Source organism: Isoptericola sp. b515, from assembly GCF_030588125.1.
Classification (GTDB): domain Bacteria; phylum Actinomycetota; class Actinomycetes; order Actinomycetales; family Cellulomonadaceae; genus Isoptericola; species Isoptericola sediminis.
In genome coordinates, this window is record NZ_JAUQYR010000003.1 from 373,945 (window position 1) to 393,837 (window position 19,893).

Genomic DNA, 19,893 nt, shown 5'->3' on the forward strand with positions numbered 1-19,893 from the left:
CTGCCGCGTCACACCCCGGGGCCGCCGGCGATGTAGTCGGTCAGCTGGTCCCGCTCGGCCTGCACCTCGGCCATCCGGCGCTTGACGACGTCCCCGATGCTGACGATGCCGACCAGCCTGCCGTCGTCCAGGACGGGGACGTGACGGATGCGGCGCTCGGTCATCACGAGCATGAGGTCGTCGAGGGACGTCCCGGGGGTGCAGGTGTGGACGTCGACGGTCATGATCCGCGTCACCGGCCCGTCGAGGATCTCGTCACCGTCGACGTGCAGCCGGCGGACCACGTCGCGCTCGCTGACGATGCCGTCGACGTGCATGCCGTCGACGGACACGACGACGGCACCGATCCGGTGCTCGGCGAGCAGCGCCAGCATCTCGCGCACGGTCGATCCCGGCGCGATGGTGACCACGCCCTCGCCCTTGTGCCGCAACGTCTCTGTCACCCGCATCCCGGACACCTCCGTGGTGTGCACGCCGGGACCTCGTCGTCCCGGCCTCCTGCCACGACGCTACGACATCGGCCCGCGCTCGCTCTGCGGCCCCGGGCCGGTCGGGGTGTCCTGCCGCGGCAGGGATTCACCCGACGGGGTGGCGGCGCCCACCCGGCGAGCGGGTGAACCGTGGCTACGCTCGACACCAGGAGGGCGTCCCGCGGCGGCCAGGACCTTGCGGGCGCGGCGAGGTCGCCGGCACCACACCACGAAGGAGCGGTGATGACCGAGCTCACCACGCTCGAGGGCGGCACCGCACGGCTCGACGCCGAGCTGGACGCGCTCGCCGCCGCCCTGGCCGGCCGCCTGGTCCGCGCCGAGGACGACGACTTCGACGAGGTCCGGGCCCTGTGGAACGGCGTCACGGAGCGGCGTCCCGCGGCGATCGTGCGCTGCGCCACCACCGAGGACGTCCGTCGCACCGTCCTGCTGGCCGCCGAGCACCACCTGTTGGTCGCCGTCCGCGGGGGCGGGCACAACGTGGCCGGGACCGCCGGCGTCGACGGCGGGCTCGTCATCGACCTCGGCGAGATGCGGGACGTCGCGGTGGACCCCGGGGCCCGGCTGGCACGGGTGGCCGGCGGCGCCCGCCTCGGCGACCTGGACGCCGCCTCCCAGGAGCACGGCCTGGCGACGCCGGCCGGGGTGTTCTCCGACACCGGTCTCGGCGGGCTCGGTCTGACCGGAGGGATCGGCTGGTTGCGCCGCCGGTTCGGCCTGACCTGCGACAACATCGTCGGTGCCACGATCGTCGCCGCCGACGGGTCGGTGCACCACGTCGACGAGGAGTCCGACCCCGAGCTGTTGTGGGGGCTGCGCGGCGGGGGCGGGAACCTCGGCGTGGTCACCGAGTTCGTGGTGCGGCTGCACCCCGTCGGGCCCGAGGTCTACGCAGGGTTCGTCGTCCACCGGGCCGAACGCGCCATGGAGGTGCTGCACGCCTACCGCGACTGGTCCGCCGACCTGCCCGACGAGGTCTCCTCGATGGCCGTGCTGGGGGCCGCTCCCGAGGACGACGCGATCCCCGCCGAGCTCACCGGGCAGCCGTGCGTCATCGTGCTGGCCTGCGTCACCGACCCCGCGCGCGGTCCCGAGCTGCTGGCGCCGATCCGCGACCTGCCCGACCCGGCGGCCGACCTCAGCGGCCCGATGCCCTACGTCGAGCTGCAGCAGATCTTCGACGCCGACTACCCGAACGGGATGCGCTACTACTGGCGCTCGGTACACCTGCCCGAGCTCTCGGAGGAGGCGCTGCGCCGCGCCGTCGACCAGACGTACCGCCGTCCCTCGGCGCTGTCCACCATCGATCTGTGGCACATGGGCGGCGCGATGTCCCGGGTCGCGCCGGAGGACACGTCGTTCGGTGACCGCAGCGCACCCTACCTGGTGGGGATCGAGGCGAACTGGACGGAGCCCGGTGACGACGAGGCCAACGTGCGGTGGGCCCGGGCGTGCGCGGCCGACCTCGACGACCTGTCGACGGGACGCGAGTACCTCAACTTTCCCGGGTTCCAGGAGGGCGGCCAGGCGACGCTGCGGGCGGCCCACGGCGAGGCGAACTACGCCCGGCTGCGCGCCCTCAAGCAGCGCATGGACCCGGACAACCTGTTCCGACTGCACCAGAACGTCGCGCCCTGAGGAGAGGAACGATGATCGAGAAGAGCGAGATCTGGTCGCGCGGGGTCGTCGTCGGCGTCGACGGGTCGCACGAGAGCTACCACGCGTTCGACTGGGCCCTGGCCGCGGCCGAGCGTCACCACGCCACGCTGACGGTGACCCACGCCCGCACGGTGCCCGCGGGACCGATCAGCCCCGTGCCCGCCTACGACCCCGAGCTCCTGCGCGACGAGGGCGAGAGGATCCTCAGCGAGGTCCTCTCGCGGGTCGGACCGCGCCGCGAGGGGGCACCGCCCGTGCGCTCCGCACCGAGCGTCGGGGCGGCGGACGCCGTCCTGGCCGGGTACTCCCGCGACGTCGACCTGGTGGTGGTGGGTCGCCGGGGCCGGAGCGAGACCCGCCACGCGCTGGGATCGGTGTCCGCGGCGACCGCGGCCCACGCCCGAGGGCCGGTCGCGGTCGTGCCGACGGCCGCCCAGGGCACGGCCCCGGAACGGGTGGTCGTCGGCATCGGGTTCGACGACGACCCCTCCGCGGCGCTGGACCTGGCGTTCTCGGAGGCGCACCGGTGCGGCAGCCCCGTCGTGCTCGTGCACGCCGTGCAGCCCTCGACCCGTGCCGCCCGGGAGGCCGGCGCGGGCCGGGACGAGGACGTCCGGGCCGCGCTGCGCGGTCTGGCCGAGAGCTGGTCGGTGCTCCACCCGGACGTGGAGTGCCAGGTCGAGGTGGTCGAGGGCGACCCGGCGGACGCGCTGCTCACCCGGGTGACGGCCTCGGACCTGCTGGTCCTGGGCGGGCACCGGCACCCCCGGTTCGTCGGCCGGCTGCTCGGGTCGGTGCCGGACGCCCTGCTCGGCGACGCGCCCTGCGTGGTGGTCGTGGCCCACACCTCTCGTCCGCACCACGAGGAGGACTGACGACGTCGATGCAGGCCTGGACGACCGGCACCGAGCCCGGCCGCCTGACGAGGTCCGAGGTCGCCGTCCCGGACCCCGGGGCCGACGAGGTGCTCGTGCGCGTCGAGGCCTCGGGGGTGTGCCGGACCGACCTGCACGTCGTGGACCAGGAGCTCCCGGTCCACCGCCCGCACGTGGTGCCCGGGCACCAGGTCGTCGGGACGGTCGAGGGCACGGGACCGGCCGTCCGCCGGCTGCGACCGGGTGACCGTGTCGGGGTCGCCTGGCTGCGCCGCACCTGCGGAGCCTGCCGGTGGTGCCGGGAGGGGCGCGAGAACCTCTGCCCCGACTCGCGGTACACCGGGTGGGACGCCGACGGCGGGTTCGCGGAGTGCACGACCGTGCCGGAGGCCTTCGCGTACCCGCTGACGTCCGACCACGACCCGGTGACGACGGCTCCCCTGCTCTGCGCGGGGATCATCGGCTACCGCGCGCTGACGCGTGCTGCGCTCCCGCCGGGCGGACGGCTGGGGATCTACGGCTTCGGATCCAGCGCGCACCTCACGGCGCAGGTGGCGGCCGCCCGGGGCGCGGAGCTGTTCGTCATGACGCGGGGCGAGCAGAACCGGGAGCTCGCACGGCACGCCGGGGCCGCCTTCGTCGGCGGTGCCGCCGACGTGCCCCCGGTGCGGCTCGACGCCGCGATCGTGTTCGCCCCCGCCGGCGAGCTGGTGCCGTGCGCGCTGCAGGCCACCGAGCGGGGCGGCACGGTGGTGCTGGCCGGCATCCACATGACCGACATCCCGGCCATGGGCTACCAGGAGAACCTGTTCGACGAACGCGACCTGCGCACCGTCACGGCGAACACGCGGGCGGACGGTGCCGCGCTGCTCCGGCTCGCGACCACGCTACGGCTGACGCCGACCGTCACGCGCTACCCGTTCACCGCTGCGGACGCGGCGCTGGACGACCTGCGTGCCGGACGCGCCTCGGGCTCGCTGGTGCTCGAGCCGGACTGACCGTCAGGCCCGCTGGAGCATCTCCAGGGCACGACGGGCCAGGCGCTCGCCCCACTGGCGGGCGCGGTCCCGCTCGTGCGGCAGCAGCGGCCCCTCGACGTCGGCGACGTAGAACGAGGCGCCGCGGTCCACGACCCGGTGCCCCTCGTTGCGCAGCGCCCGCGCGGCAGCGTGCGCGGCGGACCCGGGCAGGTGGCGCACCTTCTCCACGCGGGTGTCGAAGGTGGCGTACAGACGCCCCTCCCGGTCCGGGTCGAGACGGTCGATCCACTCCCGGATCCCCGGGTAGTCGGTCGGGCGGTCACCCATCCGCTCCTGGGCCTCGTGCCGGGTCTGCGGCCGGCTCATCCCGAAGGCGTGGGTCGGACCGCCGACGACGACGAGGTCCTCGCCGTCGGTCTCGTCGTCCCCCAGGCTGGTCACGGACCGGACGCGGACCGGCATGTGCTCGGCGATCCCGTCGCCGACGGCCCGTGCTACCAGGGCCGTGTTGCCGAAGCTGGACTCGTAGACCACGAGTGCGGACATGGTGCTCATCTCCTCGGCGCGTGTGCGCTCTCAGCCGGCCTCGACCTCGGGGCCGTGGACCGGCATGACGATCCGGGTCCGCCACGTGGTCGGGTCGGGGTCGGACTCGGGGCCGGCCTCGTAGAACTCCCAGGACTGGTCCAGCGGCTCCAGGTGGCGCTCGGCCATCCACGACTCCAGGTCCGCGTACGTCGCGGCCAGCCCGTCGTAGCCGCCGTGGTGGACGGTCTCCACGACCCGGGCCTCCGGTAGCACGTCGGCGGTGGGCTCGCCCGGTCCGGGGTCGTCGACCGTCAACGTCGCCGGCTCGGCGAGGGGGAACCCGATCTCGACGTCGAAGCCTCCGGCCATCCGGCCGCGGTACCGGGCGTACGGCGGCCCGGCGGGCTGCACCCCACCGTGCTCCATCGCCGCGGTCAGCACGGGCAGGACGCGCGCGAAGAGCGCGGGCATGTCCTCCTGGCTCACCATCTGGCGTAGCCCGAACGTGGGCTGCTCCAGCGACTCGATGAGGTGGATCTCTCGCGTCTCGGCCATGGCTCCTCGACCTCCCGGCGGTCCCCGCGGTGCGCCGTCGCCCGCTGATTCCCACGATCGGTCGGGGCGGTCCGCCCGGATAGGGCCGATGGTCCCGGAGAGGTCGGCCGGAGGTCCCGGCCGCCTCGGACCCCGGGGCCGGGACGGCCTGTCAGTCCACCAGGACCTTCTCGCCGGACCGGGGGACGACGGCGACGCAGCCGACCTCGTCACGGATGCGTCCGGCCAGGGCGGCCGACGCCTGCTCCTCGCCGTGGACGACGTAGACGACCTCGGGCGGCTCCGGCATCTGCCGGAGCCAGTCGACCAGCTCGCTCGCGTCGGCGTGGACGGAGAACTCCTGGTCCTCGACGATCTCGGCCTTGACCGGCACGTACCGGCCCATCATCTTCACCTCGCGGGCACCGTCGCGCAGCATGCTGCCGCGCGTGCCGACCGCCTGGTAGCCGGTCAGGACCACGCAGTTGCGTCGGTCCGGGAGCAGGTGGCGCAGGTGGTGGACGACCCGGCCGCCGGACGCCATCCCCGAGGCGGACACGATGATGCAGGGCTGCCGCGGCGAGTTGAGCCGCATCGACTCCTCCGGGGTCCGTGCCGCGTGCAGCGACGGGAGGTCGACGAAGCTCGACATGCCCTCGCGCAGCTCTCCGGCCACCTCGGCGCGCCCGTAGACGTCGAGGGCGGCCAGCGCCATCGGGCTGTCGACGAAGACCGGGACCGGAGGGATCTGCCCGTCGCGGACCATCGCGGACAGGGCGTGCAGGACCAGCTCCGTGCGGTCGACGGCGAAGGCCGGCACGAGCACCACCCCGCCTCGACGGATCGTGCGCCGCACGGCGTCCGCGAACGCGGCATGGGCCCGGGACGGCTCGCGGTGCTCACGGTCGCCGTAGGTGGACTCGATCACCACCGTGCGTGCCGCCGGGGGGTCGGCTCGTGGTCGCAGCACCGGGTGCTCCGTGCGGCCGAGGTCTCCGGAGAAGAGGACGCGGGCGGACCCGGCACGAGCCAGCACGCTGGCCGAGCCCAGGACGTGCCCGGCACGGTGGAGCCGGACGCCGGCGTCGCTCCCGAGGTCGACGTCGACGTCGAAGGGCACGGTCTCGAACCGCTCGATCGCCCGCTCGGCGTCCGCGACCGTGTAGAGGGGCAGGGGCGGGTCGTGACGGGACCACCCTCCGGCACGGGCCATGTCCGCGTCCCGCTCCTGCAGGTTCGCGCTGTCCCGCAGGACGATCGCCGTGAGCGCGGCCGTCCCCTCGGTCATCCGGATCGACCCCTCGTAGCCGTCACGCACGAGGACCGGGAGGAACCCGCAGTGGTCCAGATGGCAGTGCGTCAGCACCACGTCGTCGATGGTCCGCGGCGAGACCGGGAAGGCGTCCCAGTTCTTCCGCCTCCACCGCCGCTCCCCCTGGTACAGGCCGCAGTCGACCAGGAGCCGCCGCTCTGCGGACTCGATCAGGAACCGGCTCCCCGTGACGGTCCCGGCGCCACCGAGGAAGGTCAGTGCGACCGATGCTGCCTCGCTCATGCGCACTCCTCGGGTCGTCCCGTCCTCTCCACCGTCCACCCTCGGGGCCCCGGGCAGCAGGGCCGATGGTCCCGATCGGGCCGGCCGGAGGTCCCTGGGGTCGGCTCTCCCGCAGCGGGTCGCCGCCACGGGGCGGACGATGGGAGGACGAGGGATCCGAGGAGAGCACCATGGGCACCGCGGACACCGAGCCGCCGGCCGTGCGGCGCCGGTCCCGTCTCGGCCGGTGGGTCGTCGCCCACCCGCCGGCCGCCTACGTCGTCCTCGCCTACGTGCTGTCGTGGGGGTACTGGGTCCCGCTCGCCCTCGCCGGGCAGACCGTCGAGGCCGGTGTCGGCCGACCGAGCCAGCTCCCGGGACTGCTCGGCCCGCTGGTCGCCGCGGTGGTCGTCACCGCCCTGGTCGACGGCCGGGCCGGCCTGGCGGACCTGGGCCGCCGCATGACCAGGTGGCGCGTGGGCTGGTGGTGGCTGTCCGTGGTCGCCGTCCTGGCGGTCGGCGCGGTCGGGCTGGTGGTGGTCGGCGGCCCACCCGACGCTGCCGATCTCACGCTCTACAGCGGGATCGACGCGGCGGCCGGCCCCGTGGTGACCGTCGTCCTGGCCCTCGTGGTCAACGGACTCGGTGAGGAGACCGGGTGGCGCGGCTTCCTGGCCGACCGTCTGCTCCGTCGGCACGGCCTGACCGCCACGGCCCTGCTGGTGGCGGCGGTCTGGGCGCCGTGGCACGCACCGCTGTTCGTCGTGATGGCCTCGTTCTCGGGCTTCACCGTCCCCGAGGTCCTCGGCTGGGTGATCGGCCTGACCGCGGGGTCGGTGGTGCTCACGTGGCTCTACCGCGGCTCCGCGGGCAGCATCCTGCTCGTCGCGGTCTGGCACATCGCCTTCAACCTCACCTCGGGGACCCCCGGGACCGCGGGCACCGTCGCCGCGATCAGCTCGACCGTCGTCATGGTCGCCGCGGTGGTGGTCGTCGTCGCGGACCGGCGACGGCGGCGGTGATCAGCCCCAGACCGCGAGCGCCACGGTGCCGACGTAGATCGCCGGGATCGCGACGCCCTCGAAGCCGATCCCCCGCCGGTCGCGCACGACGAGCCCGGCGGCCAGGGTGGCGGTCATCAGCAGCGTCCCGCCGACCAGCACCAGGCCGGTCGACCCCGCGTCGGTGTAGACGGACCCGGGCAGGTACGCCGCGTCGGCCACGGACACCATGAGCATGTCGTAGACGTTGCCGCCGATGATGTTGCCGATACCGAGGGTGAACTGGCCCATCCGGACCGCGGTCACCAGCACCACGAGCTCGGGCAGGGAGCTGATCCCCGTGGTGAGCGTGAAGCCCACGACCCCGCCGTCGAGCCCGGTCGCCTCGACCACGGACAGGCCCGCCCGGCCGACGAGCCAGCCCGCGACGCCGACGACGACGCCGAGCCCGGCCAGCGACCACCACAGCCGCGGGGTCGAGCGGCCGTCCTCGTGGCCGTCGTCCCCGTCGTTCCCGTCGTCGTCCTCCGTCTGCGGGGTGCGGATGGGCTGCCACATCGGCGCCTTGTGCATCTGGCGCAGCAGCACCAGCCCGTAGCCGTAGAGCACGGGGATGAGCAGCGTCAGCCAGTGCACCCACCCGATCGTCAGGTCCGGGGTGGCGGCGGCGACCACGGGCACCGCCAGCAGGGCGACGAGGATCAGCGACTGCAGGACGTTCTGCAGGGAGGCGGCCGCGTGCTCGAGGTTGACCCGGCGGTAGACGAGGTCGGCGATGGCCAGCCACACGGTCTGCACCGCCACGCCGCCCACGGGGTTGGCCAGTGCGAATCCGGCGTCGCCGCCGAGGGACCCCGTGAGCACGGTGACCAGGCCCGGCAACGAGGTGACCGCCCCGAGGAGCAGGGCGCCGCCGACCGCGTCGCCGAGCCCGGTTCGCTCGGACAGCGTGTCGGCGACCCGGGTCAGCCGCACGCCCGCCAGCACGATCACTCCGGACATGGCCGCCAGCGTGACGAGGCTGGGCAGGAGGTCCCACGGGGTGCTGAACATCGCCCCGAGGCTACCGGCGCAGGTCGACGCGCGTCGGACGGCCCAGGAGCGCGTCGCGCGAGTGGACGCTCCCGACGGACCTCGGTCGTGCGAGCGGCTCAGCCGACGGGGCGCGGGATCCGCAGCACGCCGGCACGCGCCGCCTCGACCGCGCCCGAGACGGCTCCGGTCGTGACGACCTGGGCACCGAGGGTGGAGGCGACCAGACGCGGCGGAGGCGTCACGACGGTGGCCGGGAGCAAGGCGGAGGCCTGCTCCACCACTTCGGTCAGCCCCTCTGCCGCACCCCCCGAGACCACCACCACCTCGGGGTCGTACACCGAGCACAGAAGCGTGGTGACGCGGGCGAGGACCTGAGCAGCCCTGGCCGTCAGACCCTGCGCCCAGCGGTCCCCGTCGCGGGCACGCTCCACCACGGCCCGGGCGTCGACCGCCTCCATCCCCGCGACGTCGGCCTCGCGCAGCCCTGCCCAGGGGTGGTCGGCAGGCAGGTCGCCCGCGACGATGTCGGTGTGTGCCCACGTCGCCAGGCGCAGCCCGAACCCGTCCGCCGAGCCGACACCGTCGACGTGGTCCAGGACGCTCATCTCCCCGGCACCACCGTGCATGCCCCGTAGGAGGCGCCCGTCCAGCACGACGCCGGCGCCGAGCCGGTCCCCGGCCATGAGCGCCACGTAGTCCCGGCTCGCGGTCGCGGCGCCGACGCTGCCCTCGGCGAGCGCCGCGAGGGAGGCGTCGTTCTCCACGCGGACGATCGGGGCGAACTCCCGCAGCAGCGAGACGAGGCCGGGGTTCATCCGCGTCCAGAAGCCGGAGACGTCCTCGGGTGAGGCTCCGTCCCGGTCCACGGGCGCCGGGACGCCCACGCATGCAGCGACCACCTCGTCGCCCGCCCGGCCCGAGTCCGCCAGCACCGTGGTGATGGCGGACCGGACCGCGGCGCGCCGGTCCACCGCACCGTCCCGATCCTCCCCGAGCTCGAGGGTGCAGCGGTGCAGGACGCGTCCCCGCAGGTCCGCAAGCGCCACGGTCAGGTGTGCACGCCCGGCGTCCATGCCCAGCACGAGGCCGGCCTCGGACCGCAGGGTGAACCGACGGGCGGGGCGGCCCTTGGTGTAGCTCCCGGATGCCCGGGCGTTCGGGAGCTCGGCCACGAGACCGATCTCGATGAGCTGGTTGAGCGCCTCGATGGCGGTGCTGCGGGTGAGCCCGGTCGCGCTCATGACCTCGGCGCTGGTGAAGTCGACGGCATCCCAGGCGAAGCCGAGAGCGGCGTCGACGCTACCCCGCACGGACGCCTGGTCGCGTGCGGGAGGACCCGCCGCGGCGCGCGACGCGGCCTGCGTGTGCTGTCCGACCTGTGCTTGCGACATGACTCTTGACCTCTCCCTCGGTGCCTGACACTATGTTGACGTGAGTTGATTCGCAGACTAAATCTACCGATGCGATCAACCGGTGACGACGGAAGGACGACGACGTGCCTCGCCCCACCCCACGCCCGACCACCGCGGCCCTGGTCAGCGCAGCCCTGGCGGCCTGCGCGACGCTCAGCGCCTGCTCCGGGAGCGACGGCGCGCCCGAGACCGTGCGCTTCCACCTGAGCAAGCCGGAGGCCATCCCCTACTTCCAGGACCTCATCGCCGAGTACAACGCCTCGCAGGACGAGGTCGAGGTGGAGTTCGACACCTCCTCCAACCTGCAGGCGGGATTCCTCCGGGGGAACCCGCCCGACCTCGGGCTCCTGAACTACAACATGGAGATGGCGCGCTTCATGGAGCGTGGCGCGCTCTCCGACCTCTCCGACATGCCGGAGGCCGACCGGATCCTGCCGCAGGTGCAGGACCTCGTGGACCAGTACGCCACCTACCCCGGGCGCACGAGCGTTCTCCCGTACTCGGTGATGGCGGCGTCCGTGATCTACAACGAGGAGATCTTCGCCGAGCACGACCTCGAGGTCCCGACCACGTGGAGCGAGTTCGTCGCGGTCTGCGAGGCGCTCGAGGCGGAGGGGGTCACGCCGATCTACGGGACCTTCAAGGACACCTGGACCATCGCCCAGGGATGGTTCGACTACACGGTCGGCGGCACCGTGGAGGTCGCGCCGTTCTTCGACGCACTCGCCGACGAGGGCACCGAGGTCGGCCCGGGCGCCGACGTGTCCTTCAGCCAGGACCTCGCCGAACCGGTCTCCCGGATGAAGATGCTGGCGACGACGTACACCAACGACGACGCGGCCTCCAAGGGCTACGGCGACGGCAACCTGGCCTTCGCGCAGGGCGAGGCGGCGATGTACCTGCAGGGGCCGTGGGCGTTCGGGGAGATCGCCAAGACGGACCCGGACCTGGAGCTGGGCACGTTCCCCCTGCCGATGACGGAGGACCCCGCGGACCTCGAGGTGCGCGTCAACATCGACCTGGCCGCCTGGATCCCGGAGGCGTCCCCGCACCAGGAGGCCGCCCGCGACTTCCTGCAGTTCCTCTTCCGGCAGGACGTCATGGACGACTACAACGCCGCGTTCCTGGGGTACGGCACCACCGTCGAGTCCGCACCGGTGACCGACCCGCGGATCGTGGGCATGCGTCCCTTCTACGAGGAGGGGCGCTTCTACCAGGGCGCCTCCAAGGCCATCCCCCTGACCATCCCCACGGAGAACTACCTGCAGTCCGTCGTGCTGGGCGGCGACGTGGAGGCCACGCTCACCACGCTCGACTCCGACTGGGCCCGGCTGGCCCTGCGCGGATAGCTCCTCCTTTCCCCTCGACCGCTCGTCAGACAAGGAAGTCGGACCATGACCACCACAACCACCAGGTCGGCACCACCGACCCCGCCCCGGGAGCCGGCCCGGCGACGCCGCCGTCCCGTCGGGATCGCGCACTACCTCTTCGTGCTCCCCGCGCTCGCGCTGTTCACGGTGATGATCGCGCTGCCCGCGTTCGTCGGGGTCTTCTTCAGCCTCACGAACTCGATCGGTTTCGGCGAGTGGGACTTCGTCGGGCTCCTGAACTACCAGGCGCTCTTCTCCGACCCCGCGATCCTGCGCAGCTACCTCTTCACCCTCGGGTTCGCCGCGGTCACCGTCGTGGTGGTCAACGTCGTCGCGTTCCTGCTCGCCGTCGGGCTGACCGCCAGGATCCGCATGAAGACGGGTCTGCGAGCCGTCTTCGTGATCCCCATGGTGGTCTCCGGCATCATCATCGCCTACGTCTTCAACTACCTGTTCTCCAACTCCCTGCCGCAGCTCGGGCAGGCCTGGGGACTCGAGTGGCTGAGCTCGTCGATCCTGGCCAACCCCGACCTCGCGTGGGTCTCCATCGTCATCGTCACCGCATGGCAGGCCGTCCCCGGAACCTTGCTGATCTACATCGCCGGTCTGCTGGCGATCCCGGGCGACGTGTACGAGGCGGCGGACATCGACGGCGCGACCCGGGGACAGCAGATGCTGCGCATCACCCTGCCGCTCATGGTCGGCTACGTGGTGATCAACGTGATCCTCGGCTTCAAGAACTTCCTGAACGCTTACGACATCATCGTCGGGCTCACCAACGGCGGCCCGGGCACGGCCACGCGCAGCGTGGCGATGACGATCTTCACGGGCTTCTCCGGCGGCGACTACGCCTACCAGATGGCGAACGCCACGATCTTCTTCCTCATCGTGCTCACCCTGTCCGCCCTGCAGCTGAGGCTGACCCGTGGAAGGAAGGCTCTCTGATGACGACGCAACCTGCCCTCGCCGTCGAGGACGTCGAGGCCGGCGAGACGCTCACCGACCGCCGTGCCGGCCGCCCGGCGCGGCGACGGACCACGAGCCGCCGCGGCCTGGCGCTCACCCTCGTCCTGGCCCTGTGCTCCCTCACGGTCCTCGTCCCGCTGTACGTGACCATCGCGATGGCGTTCAAGACCACCGCCCAGGCGGTGGACGGCAACGCCTTCTCCCTGCCCGCCCCGTTCAGCATCGACGGGTTCCGCGAGGCCTGGGCGCTGACCGACTTCCCCCGGGCGTTCACGATCTCCGTGCTCGTCACGGCGGTCACCGTGGTCGGCACCATCCTGCTGGCGTCGATGGCGTCGTACGCGATCGTGCGCAACTGGGACCGGCGGTTCTTCCGGTTCAGCTTCTTCTACCTGCTCGCGGCGATGTTCGTGCCGTTCCCGGTGCTCGCGCTGCCGCAGATCCAGCTCACGGGCCAGCTCGGCCTGGACAACCCGGTCGGGGTCGCGATCCTGCACGTGATGTTCCAGCTCAGCTTCAGCGTGCTGCTGTTCACCGCGTTCCTGCGCTCCATCCCCGGCGAGCTGGAGGAGAGCGCCCGCATCGACGGCGCCTCCACCGCCCAGGTGTTCTGGAAGCTGATCTTCCCGCTGCTGGCGCCGATGAGCGCCACCGTCGGCATCTTCGCCTTCCTCGCCTCGTGGAACGACTTCATGATGCCCTCGCTGATCACCTCGGACCCTGCACTGCAGACGCTGCCGGTGGTGCAGAACATCTTCCAGACGCAGTTCAGCAACAACTACAACGTGTCCTTCGCCTCCTACCTCATGGCGATGGCGCCCGCGATCGTCGTCTACCTCTTCACCCAGCGCTGGGTGATGGAGGGCGTCACCCAGGGCGCGGTCAAGGGCTGACGTCCGCGTCGCCCCGACACCGTCTCCGCACACCACCGACCCCGTACGAGGAGAACCCCGCATGACCCAGATCCAGCACGCCCACGGCACCCGGGCGTCGGACTCCGCCGAGCCGGCACCCTGGTGGCGCCAAGCCGTGGTCTACCAGATCTACCCGCGCAGCTTCGCCGACGCGGACGGCGACGGCCTGGGCGACATCGCCGGCATCACCTCGCGCGCGGACTACCTCTCCGCACTCGGTGTCGACGCCGTGTGGCTGAGCCCCTTCTACCCGTCCGCGCTCGCCGACGGCGGGTACGACGTCGCCGACCATCGCGACGTGGACCCTCGGCTGGGCACCCTGGACGACTTCGACACCATGCTCGCCGCCCTCCATGCCCGCGGCATCAAGGTGGTCGTCGACATCGTCCCGAACCACTGCTCCGACCAGCACGTGTGGTTCCAGGAGGCGTTGCGCGCCGGGCGCGGCTCGCCCGAACGCGAACGGTTCGTCTTCCGCGAGGGCACCGGGCCCGGTGGCGAGCACCCGCCGACCGACTGGCTGTCGGCGTTCGGCGGTCCCGCCTGGCACCGGGTGGCGGACGGCCAGTGGTACCTGCACCACTTCGCACCGGAGCAGCCCGACCTGAACTGGGACCACCCGGACTGGCGCGAGGACTTCGTGCGGACCCTGCGCTTCTGGTCCGACCGCGGCGTGGACGGCTTCCGGGTCGACGTCGCCCACATGCTCACCAAGGACCTCACCGAGCCGCTGCCGTCACAGGCCGAGCTGGACGCGATGCCGAAGGACGGTCTCCACCGCACGATCGACCGTGACGACGTGCACGACGTGTATGCCCAGTGGCGCGAGGTCTTCAACTCCTACGACCCGCCGCGCACCGCGGTCGCCGAGGCGTGGGTGAGCTCCGACCGGATCCCGCTGTACGCCAGCGAGACCAGCCTGGGCCAGGCCTTCAACTTCGACCTGCTGATCGCCGACTTCGACGCCGAGCAGTTCCGCCGGGTGGTGACCCACAACCTGGAGCTGGCCGGAAGGACCCGCTCCTCCAGCACGTGGGTGCTATCCAACCACGACGTCGTGCGCCACGCCACGCGCTACGGCCTGCCGGCGCCGGAGCGCCGGCCCGACGGCGAGCCGGCGGTGAAGCACGGCATGGAGTGGCTGCGGTCCGGCGGCACCGACCCGAGGCTGGACCGCGACCTCGGCGGACGCCGCGCCCGCGCCGCGACCCTGTTCATGCTCGGCCTGCCCGGATCCTCCTACCTGTACCAGGGCGAGGAGCTCGGACTGCACGAGGTGGCGGACATCTCCGACGGAGAACGCCAGGATCCCTCCTTCTTCCGCAGCGGAGGCGAGGACGTCGGCCGCGACGGCTGCCGCGTGCCGCTGCCCTGGTCGCGTGAGGGTGTGGCGCTGGGGTTCGGTGAGGCGAGCCCCCACCTGCCGCAGCCGTCGTGGATGGCCGACCACGCGGTCGAGCAGCAATCGGGGGTGCCCGGCTCGACGCTGGAGCTGTACCGCCGGGCTCTGGCGCGTCGCCGGGAATGGCAGTGCGAGGAGGACCTGGAGTGGTTGCCGACCGGTCGGGAGGACGTGCTGCACTACCGGCGTCCGAACGGGTGGGAGGTCGTGACGGTCTTCGGGGACGCCGACCACGCGGTCAGCAGGCCCGTCGCGCTGCTCAGCAGCGACGACGCCGTGGGCTCTCGGGTCGTCCCGCCGCAGACCACCGCCTGGATCGCGCCGTCGCGAACCGACTAGGGGCTGCCGGCGTGCGGCCCGGCTGACCGCGTCGGGCCGCACGCCGCGGGGTGGGCCCGGAGGGACTCGAACCCCCGACATCCACGGTGTAAACGTGGCGCTCTGACCAACTGAGCTACAGGCCCCGGTAGCGCAGGACAGGATACCCGGCCGCGCCGTCGCGCCGAACATCCGCCGTGCGGTTCAGACCTCCGCGAGCGCCGCCAGGTAGTCGTCGAGGTCGCGCCGGGCGCCCCGCGGCAGCACCGTCGACCAGCGCACGAGGCCGTCGGCGTCGATGAGGAACGAGCCGCGCAGCGCGTGCCCGGTGGACTCGTCGAACACGCCGAACGCCTGGGCGGCACGGCCGTGCGGCCAGAAGTCGCTGAGCAGGTCGAACCCGAAGCCCTCGACCTCCTGCCAGGCCCTGAGCGTGAACACCGGGTCGGTGGAGACCGCGAGGATCCGCACTCCCGCGGCCTCGAACTCGCCGGCGTGGTCGCGCAGCTCGCCGAGCTCCGCGGTGCAGGTGCCGGAGAAGGCGAACGGGAAGAACACCACGAGCACCGGTTCGCCGCGCAGGTCGGCCAGGTGGGTCGGGGTGCCGTGGGTGTCGGGCAGCGTGAAGTCGGGGGCCGGGTCGTCGGCGCCCGGCACGGTGCCGTCGGCCATCTGCTTACCGGCCGCGGGAGGCGAGCCGCGTGGCGGACCAGTCGTCGCCGGCGGCGAAGGTGCTGGTGGCGTGCAGGCCCGCGGTCGTCGACGCCTCCTGGATCTCGCTGTGGCCGACGTGACCGTCGCGGCCGGGCTTGCGGGTGAGCAGCCAGATCTGGCCGCCGTCGTCGAGAGCCGTCTGGACGTCGACCAGCATGTCCGTCAGGTCGCCGTCCTCCTCGCGCCACCAGATGATGACGCCGTCCACGACGTCGTCGTACTCCTCGTCGGCGAGCTCCTCGCCGACGACCGCCTCGATCGCCCCGCGCAGGGGTTCGTCGACGTCGTCGTCCCACCCGAACTCCTGCACGACCTGACCGGTGGTGAACCCGAAGCGTGCCGCCAGGTTGTCCGCCTGCTGTCCCACGAGGACCTACGTTCCTTCCGTCATGCCTTCGGCGCCGCCCGGCGCCCTGTCTGCTTCCTGCTGTGCGTCAACGTAGTGCACGCGCGCCCCGGATGCCCGCCCAGCCCCCCGCATGGGCCCACCTGACCACTTCAGCACGGGGTGACATGACGTAGATCACGGATTCTTGACCGCTCCCTGGTGTCAGTGCGGAGCAAGTGGGGACACAATGTGTAGTGACCCCCTGTGGGTGCTCCCGCGCCGTCGCGATCCCGACGACGCAGGCGACGCGCACGGGACGCCTGACACGGGCGCGCGCCGGACCCTCGGCGACCGCCCGCAGAAGAGAGAGGTTGCTGGTGGCTTCGTACGACGAGACCGGACCGTTGATCGACGGTCTGCTCAGCGCTGTGCCGGACATCGACCCGTCCGAGACCTCGGAGTGGGTGGAGTCCCTCGACGGGTTGATCGACGACAAGGGCGGCCCGCGCGCCCGCTACGTGATGCTCAACCTGCTGCGGCGCGCTCGCGAGCGCAACGTCCAGATCCCGACGTCGGTCGCGACGCCGTACGTCAACACGATCGGGGTGCACGAGGAGCCGTACTTCCCCGGCGACGAGACGATGGAGCGCCGCTACCGCTCCTGGATCCGCTGGAACGCCGCGGTGATGGTGACCCGCGCCCAGCGCCCCGAGATCTCGGTGGGCGGCCACATCTCCTCCTACGCCTCCGTGGCGACGCTGACCGAGGTGGGGCTCAACCACTTCTTCCGCGGCAAGGACCACCCGGGCGGCGGCGACCAGGTCTACTTCCAGGGGCACTCCTCCCCCGGCCAGTACGCCCGCGCCTACCTCGAGGGCCGCCTGTCGGCCGACCGGCTGGACGGGTTCCGCCAGGAGAAGTCCCACGAGGGCGGCGGGCTGCCCTCCTACCCGCACCCCCGGCTCATGCCGGAGTTCTGGGAGTTCCCGACCGTCTCGATGGGTCTCGGCCCGGCCTCGGCGATCTACCAGGCGTGGACGAACAAGTACCTGCACAACCGCGGTATCAAGGACACCAGCCAGCAGGACGTGTGGGCGTTCCTCGGCGACGGCGAGATGGACGAGCCGGAGTCGCGCGGCATGCTGCAGCAGGCCGCCCACCAGGGGCTCGACAACCTGACGTTCGTGGTCAACTGCAACCTGCAGCGCCTCGACGGCCCGGTGCGCGGCAACGGCAAGATCATGCAGGAGCTGGAGGCCCAGTTCCGCGGCGCCGGCTGGAACGTCATCAAGGTCGTCTGGGGCCGTGAGTGGGACGCCCTGCTCAACGCGGACAAGGACCGCGCCCTGGTCAACCTGATGAACGCCACCCCGGACGGCGACTACCAGACCTACCGGGCCGAGTCCGGCGCGTTCATCCGCGAGCACTTCTTCGGCCGCGACCCGCGCACGAAGGCCCTCGTCGAGAACATGACCGACGAGGACATCTGGAACCTGCGCCGCGGCGGCCACGACTACCGCAAGATCTTCGCCGCCTACTCGGCGGCGCGGTCGCACACGGGCCAGCCCACGGTGATCCTCGCCCAGACGGTCAAGGGCTACGGGCTCGGGTCGAGCTTCGCGGGCCGCAACGCCACGCACCAGATGAAGAAGATCAAGAACGAGGACCTCAAGGCGCTGCGCGACAACCTGCGCATCCCGCTCAGCGACGAGCAGATCGACGCCGAGCCGGGCCTGCCGCCCTACTACCACCCGGGCATGGAGGACGAGTCGATCCAGTACATGCTGGAACGCCGTCGTCAGCTCGGCGGGTTCGTGCCCGAGCGGCGCTCGTCGCCCAAGGCCCTGTCGCTGCCGCAGGACAAGTCCTACGAGATCCTCAAGAAGGGCTCGGGCAGCCAGCAGGTCGCCTCGACGATGGCGTTCGTCCGCCTCCTGAAGGACCTCATCAAGGACAAGGAGTTCGGCCGGCGCATCGTGCCGATCATCCCCGACGAGGCCCGCACGTTCGGCCTGGACTCCATCTTCCCGAGCGCGAAGATCTTCAACACCGCCGGCCAGAACTACCTGGCCGTGGACCGTGAGCTCATGCTGAGCTACAAGGAGTCCGAGTCCGGGCAGATCATGCACACCGGCATCAACGAGGCCGGGTCCGCGGCCGCGTTCCAGTCGGTCGGCACCGCCTACGCCACGCACGGCGAGCACATGGTGCCCGTCTACATCTTCTACTCGATGTTCGGGTTCCAGCGCACCGGCGACCAGTTCTGGGCGGCCGGCGACCAGATGACCCGCGGGTTCATCATCGGTGCCACGGCGGGCCGCACCACGCTGACCGGTGAGGGCCTGCAGCACGCGGACGGGCACTCGCCGCTCATCGCGGGCACCAACACCGCGATGGTGCAGTACGACCCGGCCTTCGGCTACGAGATCCGCCACATCGTGCGCGACGGCATCGAGCGCATGTACGGCGACGGCTCGGACGGTCGCGACCAGAACGTCATGTACTACCTGACGGTCTACAACGAGCCGATGGTGCAGCCGGCCGAGCCGGAGGACGTGGACGTCGACGGCATCCTGCACGGCATCCACCGCGTCTCCGCGGACAGCGGCGACGGGCCCCGGGCCCAGCTGCTCGCGTCGGGCGTCGGGGTGCCGTGGGCGCTCGAGGCGCAGGAGCTCCTGCGCGAGGACTGGGGCGTCTCGGCCGACGTCTGGTCGGTGACGAGCTGGAACGAGCTGCGTCGCGACGCGCTGGCCGCCGAGCACGACGCCCTCGTCGACCCGGCCGCCGAGCCCCGCGTGCCGTACGTGACGCAGAAGCTGTCCGACGCCGAGGGTCCGTTCGTGGCCACCAGCGACTACGACCACCTGGTCCCCGACCAGATCCGGGCGTGGGTGCCGGGTGACTACGCGGTGCTCGGCGCCGACGGCTTCGGGTTCTCCGACACCCGCGCCGCCGCACGCCGGTACTTCCTCATCGACGGGCCGTCCATGGTCGTCAAGACCCTGCAGCAGCTCGCCCGCCGGGGCGACGTCGCCCAGGACGTCGTGGCCAAGGCCGTCGAGAAGTACCGCCTCACCGACGTCAACGCCGGCACCTCCGGTGTCGCGGGCGGGGACGCCTGACCCACCGCGGCCGACCGCAGCACGACGACGGCCCCGCCACCTGTCCGGTGGCGGGGCCGTCGTCGTGGCGGGACTGTCCGGCTCAGGAGGAGGCCTGGCGCGCCTCCGCCTCGTCGATCGCGGCGACGAGGTCGTGCCGCATCGCCTCGACCTGGTCGTGGTCCGGGTGCGCCTCCAGCGCCTCCAGGTGCTGCCTGGCCTCGAACACCCGGTCGGCCTCGAGCGCGGCCAGGACGAGCTGGCGGCCGACCTCGGGCACCTGCTCGCGCGTGCGCCAGTGGCCGATGCCGAGACCGAGCGCCTCGACGGGCATGTGCGCGTCCCGCAGGATCTCGAGGCTCTTCGCCAGCGCCACCCCGGACGGGTCGCGCTCGGTCGCCGTCGTGAAACGACGCACCGCACCCTCGGGGTCGTCGTTGACGGAGAGCCGGCCGAGCTCGACCAGCGGGCGCCAGGCGCGAGGGTGGCCGGCGAGCTCCTCGGCCAGGGACCACAGCGCCAGGTCACCGGCCTGGATCGGCTCTTCCTCCGGCTCGGCGGTCAGGGGGTCGTCGGGGTTGTCGGGCTCGGACGCGTGACGACGCACGAGATCGGCGAGCGCGTTGAAGGCGCGCTCGTCGTTCGGGTCGTCGTGGAGCATCGCCCGCAAAGAGTCTTCGTGCACGGTGTCACCTCGCCGTCGGGTCTCGGTGGGCCTGCGGACACCC

General features: G+C 72.2%; 18 protein-coding genes and 1 tRNA gene. 9 read left to right on the top strand and 10 right to left on the bottom strand.

Translation table 11 applies throughout. The annotated features are described in order from the left end of the window. Nucleotides 1-8: 8 nt before the first annotated feature. The gene (locus Q6350_RS10760; protein ID WP_304604464.1) at nt 9-449 is read right to left on the bottom strand and encodes a CBS domain-containing protein; all 441 of its coding nucleotides are present in this window, start codon (nt 447-449) and stop codon (nt 9-11) included. A gap of 264 nt (nt 450-713) precedes the next feature. Here Q6350_RS10760 and Q6350_RS10765 point away from each other — a divergent pair, with 264 nt between their 5' ends. Genes Q6350_RS10765 through Q6350_RS10775 form a run of 3 tightly spaced genes read left to right on the top strand, consistent with a single transcriptional unit; the run spans nt 714 to nt 4,023 of the window. After that, nucleotides 714-2,129 (top strand): FAD-binding oxidoreductase, encoded by a 1,416-nt coding sequence (locus tag Q6350_RS10765; RefSeq protein ID WP_305066145.1) that lies wholly within the window; start codon nt 714-716, stop codon nt 2,127-2,129. Between the two features lie 11 nt (nt 2,130-2,140). Then, nucleotides 2,141-3,025, top strand: a complete 885-nt coding sequence (locus Q6350_RS10770; RefSeq protein WP_304604251.1) for a universal stress protein — start codon at nt 2,141-2,143, stop codon at nt 3,023-3,025. 8 nt (nt 3,026-3,033) lie between these two features. Then, nucleotides 3,034-4,023, top strand: coding sequence for a zinc-binding alcohol dehydrogenase family protein (locus Q6350_RS10775; RefSeq protein ID WP_305066146.1), 990 nt, complete (start codon nt 3,034-3,036; stop codon nt 4,021-4,023). A 3-nt stretch (nt 4,024-4,026) separates the two neighbouring features. Here Q6350_RS10775 and Q6350_RS10780 read toward each other — a convergent pair whose 3' ends face one another. From Q6350_RS10780 to Q6350_RS10790, 3 genes are all read right to left on the bottom strand, one after another. Further along, a complete protein-coding gene (locus Q6350_RS10780; protein WP_304604253.1) occupies nt 4,027-4,560 on the bottom strand; it encodes a flavodoxin domain-containing protein in 534 nt (177 codons plus the stop codon). Between the two features lie 21 nt (nt 4,561-4,581). Continuing rightward, a complete protein-coding gene (locus Q6350_RS10785) occupies nt 4,582-5,088 on the bottom strand; it encodes a GyrI-like domain-containing protein (RefSeq protein ID WP_304604254.1) in 507 nt (168 codons plus the stop codon). A gap of 151 nt (nt 5,089-5,239) precedes the next feature. Then, a complete protein-coding gene (locus Q6350_RS10790) occupies nt 5,240-6,622 on the bottom strand; it encodes an MBL fold metallo-hydrolase RNA specificity domain-containing protein (RefSeq protein ID WP_304604255.1) in 1,383 nt (460 codons plus the stop codon). A gap of 170 nt (nt 6,623-6,792) precedes the next feature. Between Q6350_RS10790 and Q6350_RS10795 the strand changes: the two genes are divergently transcribed. Beyond that, the gene (locus tag Q6350_RS10795) at nt 6,793-7,623 is read left to right on the top strand and encodes a CPBP family intramembrane glutamic endopeptidase (RefSeq protein ID WP_305066147.1); all 831 of its coding nucleotides are present in this window, start codon (nt 6,793-6,795) and stop codon (nt 7,621-7,623) included. Here the strand turns inward: Q6350_RS10795 and Q6350_RS10800 are convergent, their stop codons facing one another. Together Q6350_RS10800 and Q6350_RS10805 are read right to left on the bottom strand one after the other, a co-directional pair. Beyond that, the gene (locus Q6350_RS10800) at nt 7,624-8,655 is read right to left on the bottom strand and encodes a sodium:calcium antiporter (protein WP_305066149.1); all 1,032 of its coding nucleotides are present in this window, start codon (nt 8,653-8,655) and stop codon (nt 7,624-7,626) included. It lies immediately after the preceding gene. 98 nt (nt 8,656-8,753) lie between these two features. Further along, on the bottom strand, nt 8,754-9,947 hold the full coding sequence (locus tag Q6350_RS10805) for an ROK family protein (RefSeq protein WP_305066150.1): 1,194 nt from the start codon (nt 9,945-9,947) through the stop codon (nt 8,754-8,756). A 185-nt stretch (nt 9,948-10,132) separates the two neighbouring features. Between Q6350_RS10805 and Q6350_RS10810 the strand changes: the two genes are divergently transcribed. From Q6350_RS10810 to Q6350_RS10825, 4 genes are all read left to right on the top strand, one after another. Then, the gene (locus Q6350_RS10810; protein ID WP_304606993.1) at nt 10,133-11,398 is read left to right on the top strand and encodes an ABC transporter substrate-binding protein; all 1,266 of its coding nucleotides are present in this window, start codon (nt 10,133-10,135) and stop codon (nt 11,396-11,398) included. Nucleotides 11,399-11,443: 45 nt separating this feature from the next. Beyond that, nucleotides 11,444-12,364 carry a carbohydrate ABC transporter permease gene (locus tag Q6350_RS10815; RefSeq protein WP_304606992.1) on the top strand — a complete coding sequence of 307 codons (921 nt, stop codon included), beginning with the start codon at nt 11,444-11,446 and terminating at the stop codon, nt 12,362-12,364. After that, on the top strand, nt 12,364-13,278 hold the full coding sequence (locus tag Q6350_RS10820) for a carbohydrate ABC transporter permease (RefSeq protein ID WP_304606991.1): 915 nt from the start codon (nt 12,364-12,366) through the stop codon (nt 13,276-13,278). The genes Q6350_RS10815 and Q6350_RS10820 overlap by 1 nt, the downstream gene beginning before the upstream one ends. Nucleotides 13,279-13,339: 61 nt before the next feature. Next, nucleotides 13,340-15,040, top strand: a complete 1,701-nt coding sequence (locus Q6350_RS10825) for a glycoside hydrolase family 13 protein (protein ID WP_305066151.1) — start codon at nt 13,340-13,342, stop codon at nt 15,038-15,040. Between the two features lie 51 nt (nt 15,041-15,091). On the opposite strand, the gene Q6350_RS10830 is transcribed toward Q6350_RS10825, so the two are convergent. From Q6350_RS10830 to Q6350_RS10840, 3 genes are all read right to left on the bottom strand, one after another. Next, nucleotides 15,092-15,165, bottom strand: a tRNA-Val gene (locus tag Q6350_RS10830). Between the two features lie 58 nt (nt 15,166-15,223). Next, nucleotides 15,224-15,691: a peroxiredoxin gene (locus tag Q6350_RS10835; protein WP_305066152.1), complete on the bottom strand. Its 468-nt coding sequence runs from the start codon at nt 15,689-15,691 to the stop codon at nt 15,224-15,226. Between the two features lie 4 nt (nt 15,692-15,695). Then, a complete protein-coding gene (locus tag Q6350_RS10840; RefSeq protein WP_304604259.1) occupies nt 15,696-16,100 on the bottom strand; it encodes a DUF3052 domain-containing protein in 405 nt (134 codons plus the stop codon). Nucleotides 16,101-16,438: 338 nt separating this feature from the next. Here Q6350_RS10840 and aceE point away from each other — a divergent pair, with 338 nt between their 5' ends. Further along, complete coding sequence (gene aceE, locus Q6350_RS10845) at nt 16,439-19,186, top strand: pyruvate dehydrogenase (acetyl-transferring), homodimeric type (RefSeq protein WP_304606988.1); 2,748 nt, start codon at nt 16,439-16,441, stop codon at nt 19,184-19,186. 82 nt (nt 19,187-19,268) lie between these two features. On the opposite strand, the gene Q6350_RS10850 is transcribed toward aceE, so the two are convergent. Then, complete coding sequence (locus Q6350_RS10850; protein WP_343035833.1) at nt 19,269-19,850, bottom strand: hypothetical protein; 582 nt, start codon at nt 19,848-19,850, stop codon at nt 19,269-19,271. Between the last annotated feature and the right edge of the window lie 43 nt (nt 19,851-19,893).

Bases quoted from the DNA above. Each gene is read 5' to 3' on its own strand.
- Q6350_RS10760 (WP_304604464.1), bottom strand. From the start codon at position 449: ATGCGGGTGACAGAGACGTTGCGGCACAAGGGCGAGGGCGTGGTCACC.
- Q6350_RS10765 (WP_305066145.1), top strand. From the start codon at position 714: ATGACCGAGCTCACCACGCTCGAGGGCGGCACCGCACGGCTCGACGCC.
- Q6350_RS10770 (WP_304604251.1), top strand. From the start codon at position 2,141: ATGATCGAGAAGAGCGAGATCTGGTCGCGCGGGGTCGTCGTCGGCGTC.
- Q6350_RS10775 (WP_305066146.1), top strand. From the start codon at position 3,034: ATGCAGGCCTGGACGACCGGCACCGAGCCCGGCCGCCTGACGAGGTCC.
- Q6350_RS10780 (WP_304604253.1), bottom strand. From the start codon at position 4,560: ATGAGCACCATGTCCGCACTCGTGGTCTACGAGTCCAGCTTCGGCAAC.
- Q6350_RS10785 (WP_304604254.1), bottom strand. From the start codon at position 5,088: ATGGCCGAGACGCGAGAGATCCACCTCATCGAGTCGCTGGAGCAGCCC.
- Q6350_RS10790 (WP_304604255.1), bottom strand. From the start codon at position 6,622: ATGAGCGAGGCAGCATCGGTCGCACTGACCTTCCTCGGTGGCGCCGGG.
- Q6350_RS10795 (WP_305066147.1), top strand. From the start codon at position 6,793: ATGGGCACCGCGGACACCGAGCCGCCGGCCGTGCGGCGCCGGTCCCGT.
- Q6350_RS10800 (WP_305066149.1), bottom strand. From the start codon at position 8,655: ATGTTCAGCACCCCGTGGGACCTCCTGCCCAGCCTCGTCACGCTGGCG.
- Q6350_RS10815 (WP_304606992.1), top strand. From the start codon at position 11,444: ATGACCACCACAACCACCAGGTCGGCACCACCGACCCCGCCCCGGGAG.
- Q6350_RS10820 (WP_304606991.1), top strand. From the start codon at position 12,364: ATGACGACGCAACCTGCCCTCGCCGTCGAGGACGTCGAGGCCGGCGAG.
- Q6350_RS10825 (WP_305066151.1), top strand. From the start codon at position 13,340: ATGACCCAGATCCAGCACGCCCACGGCACCCGGGCGTCGGACTCCGCC.
- Q6350_RS10835 (WP_305066152.1), bottom strand. From the start codon at position 15,691: ATGGCCGACGGCACCGTGCCGGGCGCCGACGACCCGGCCCCCGACTTC.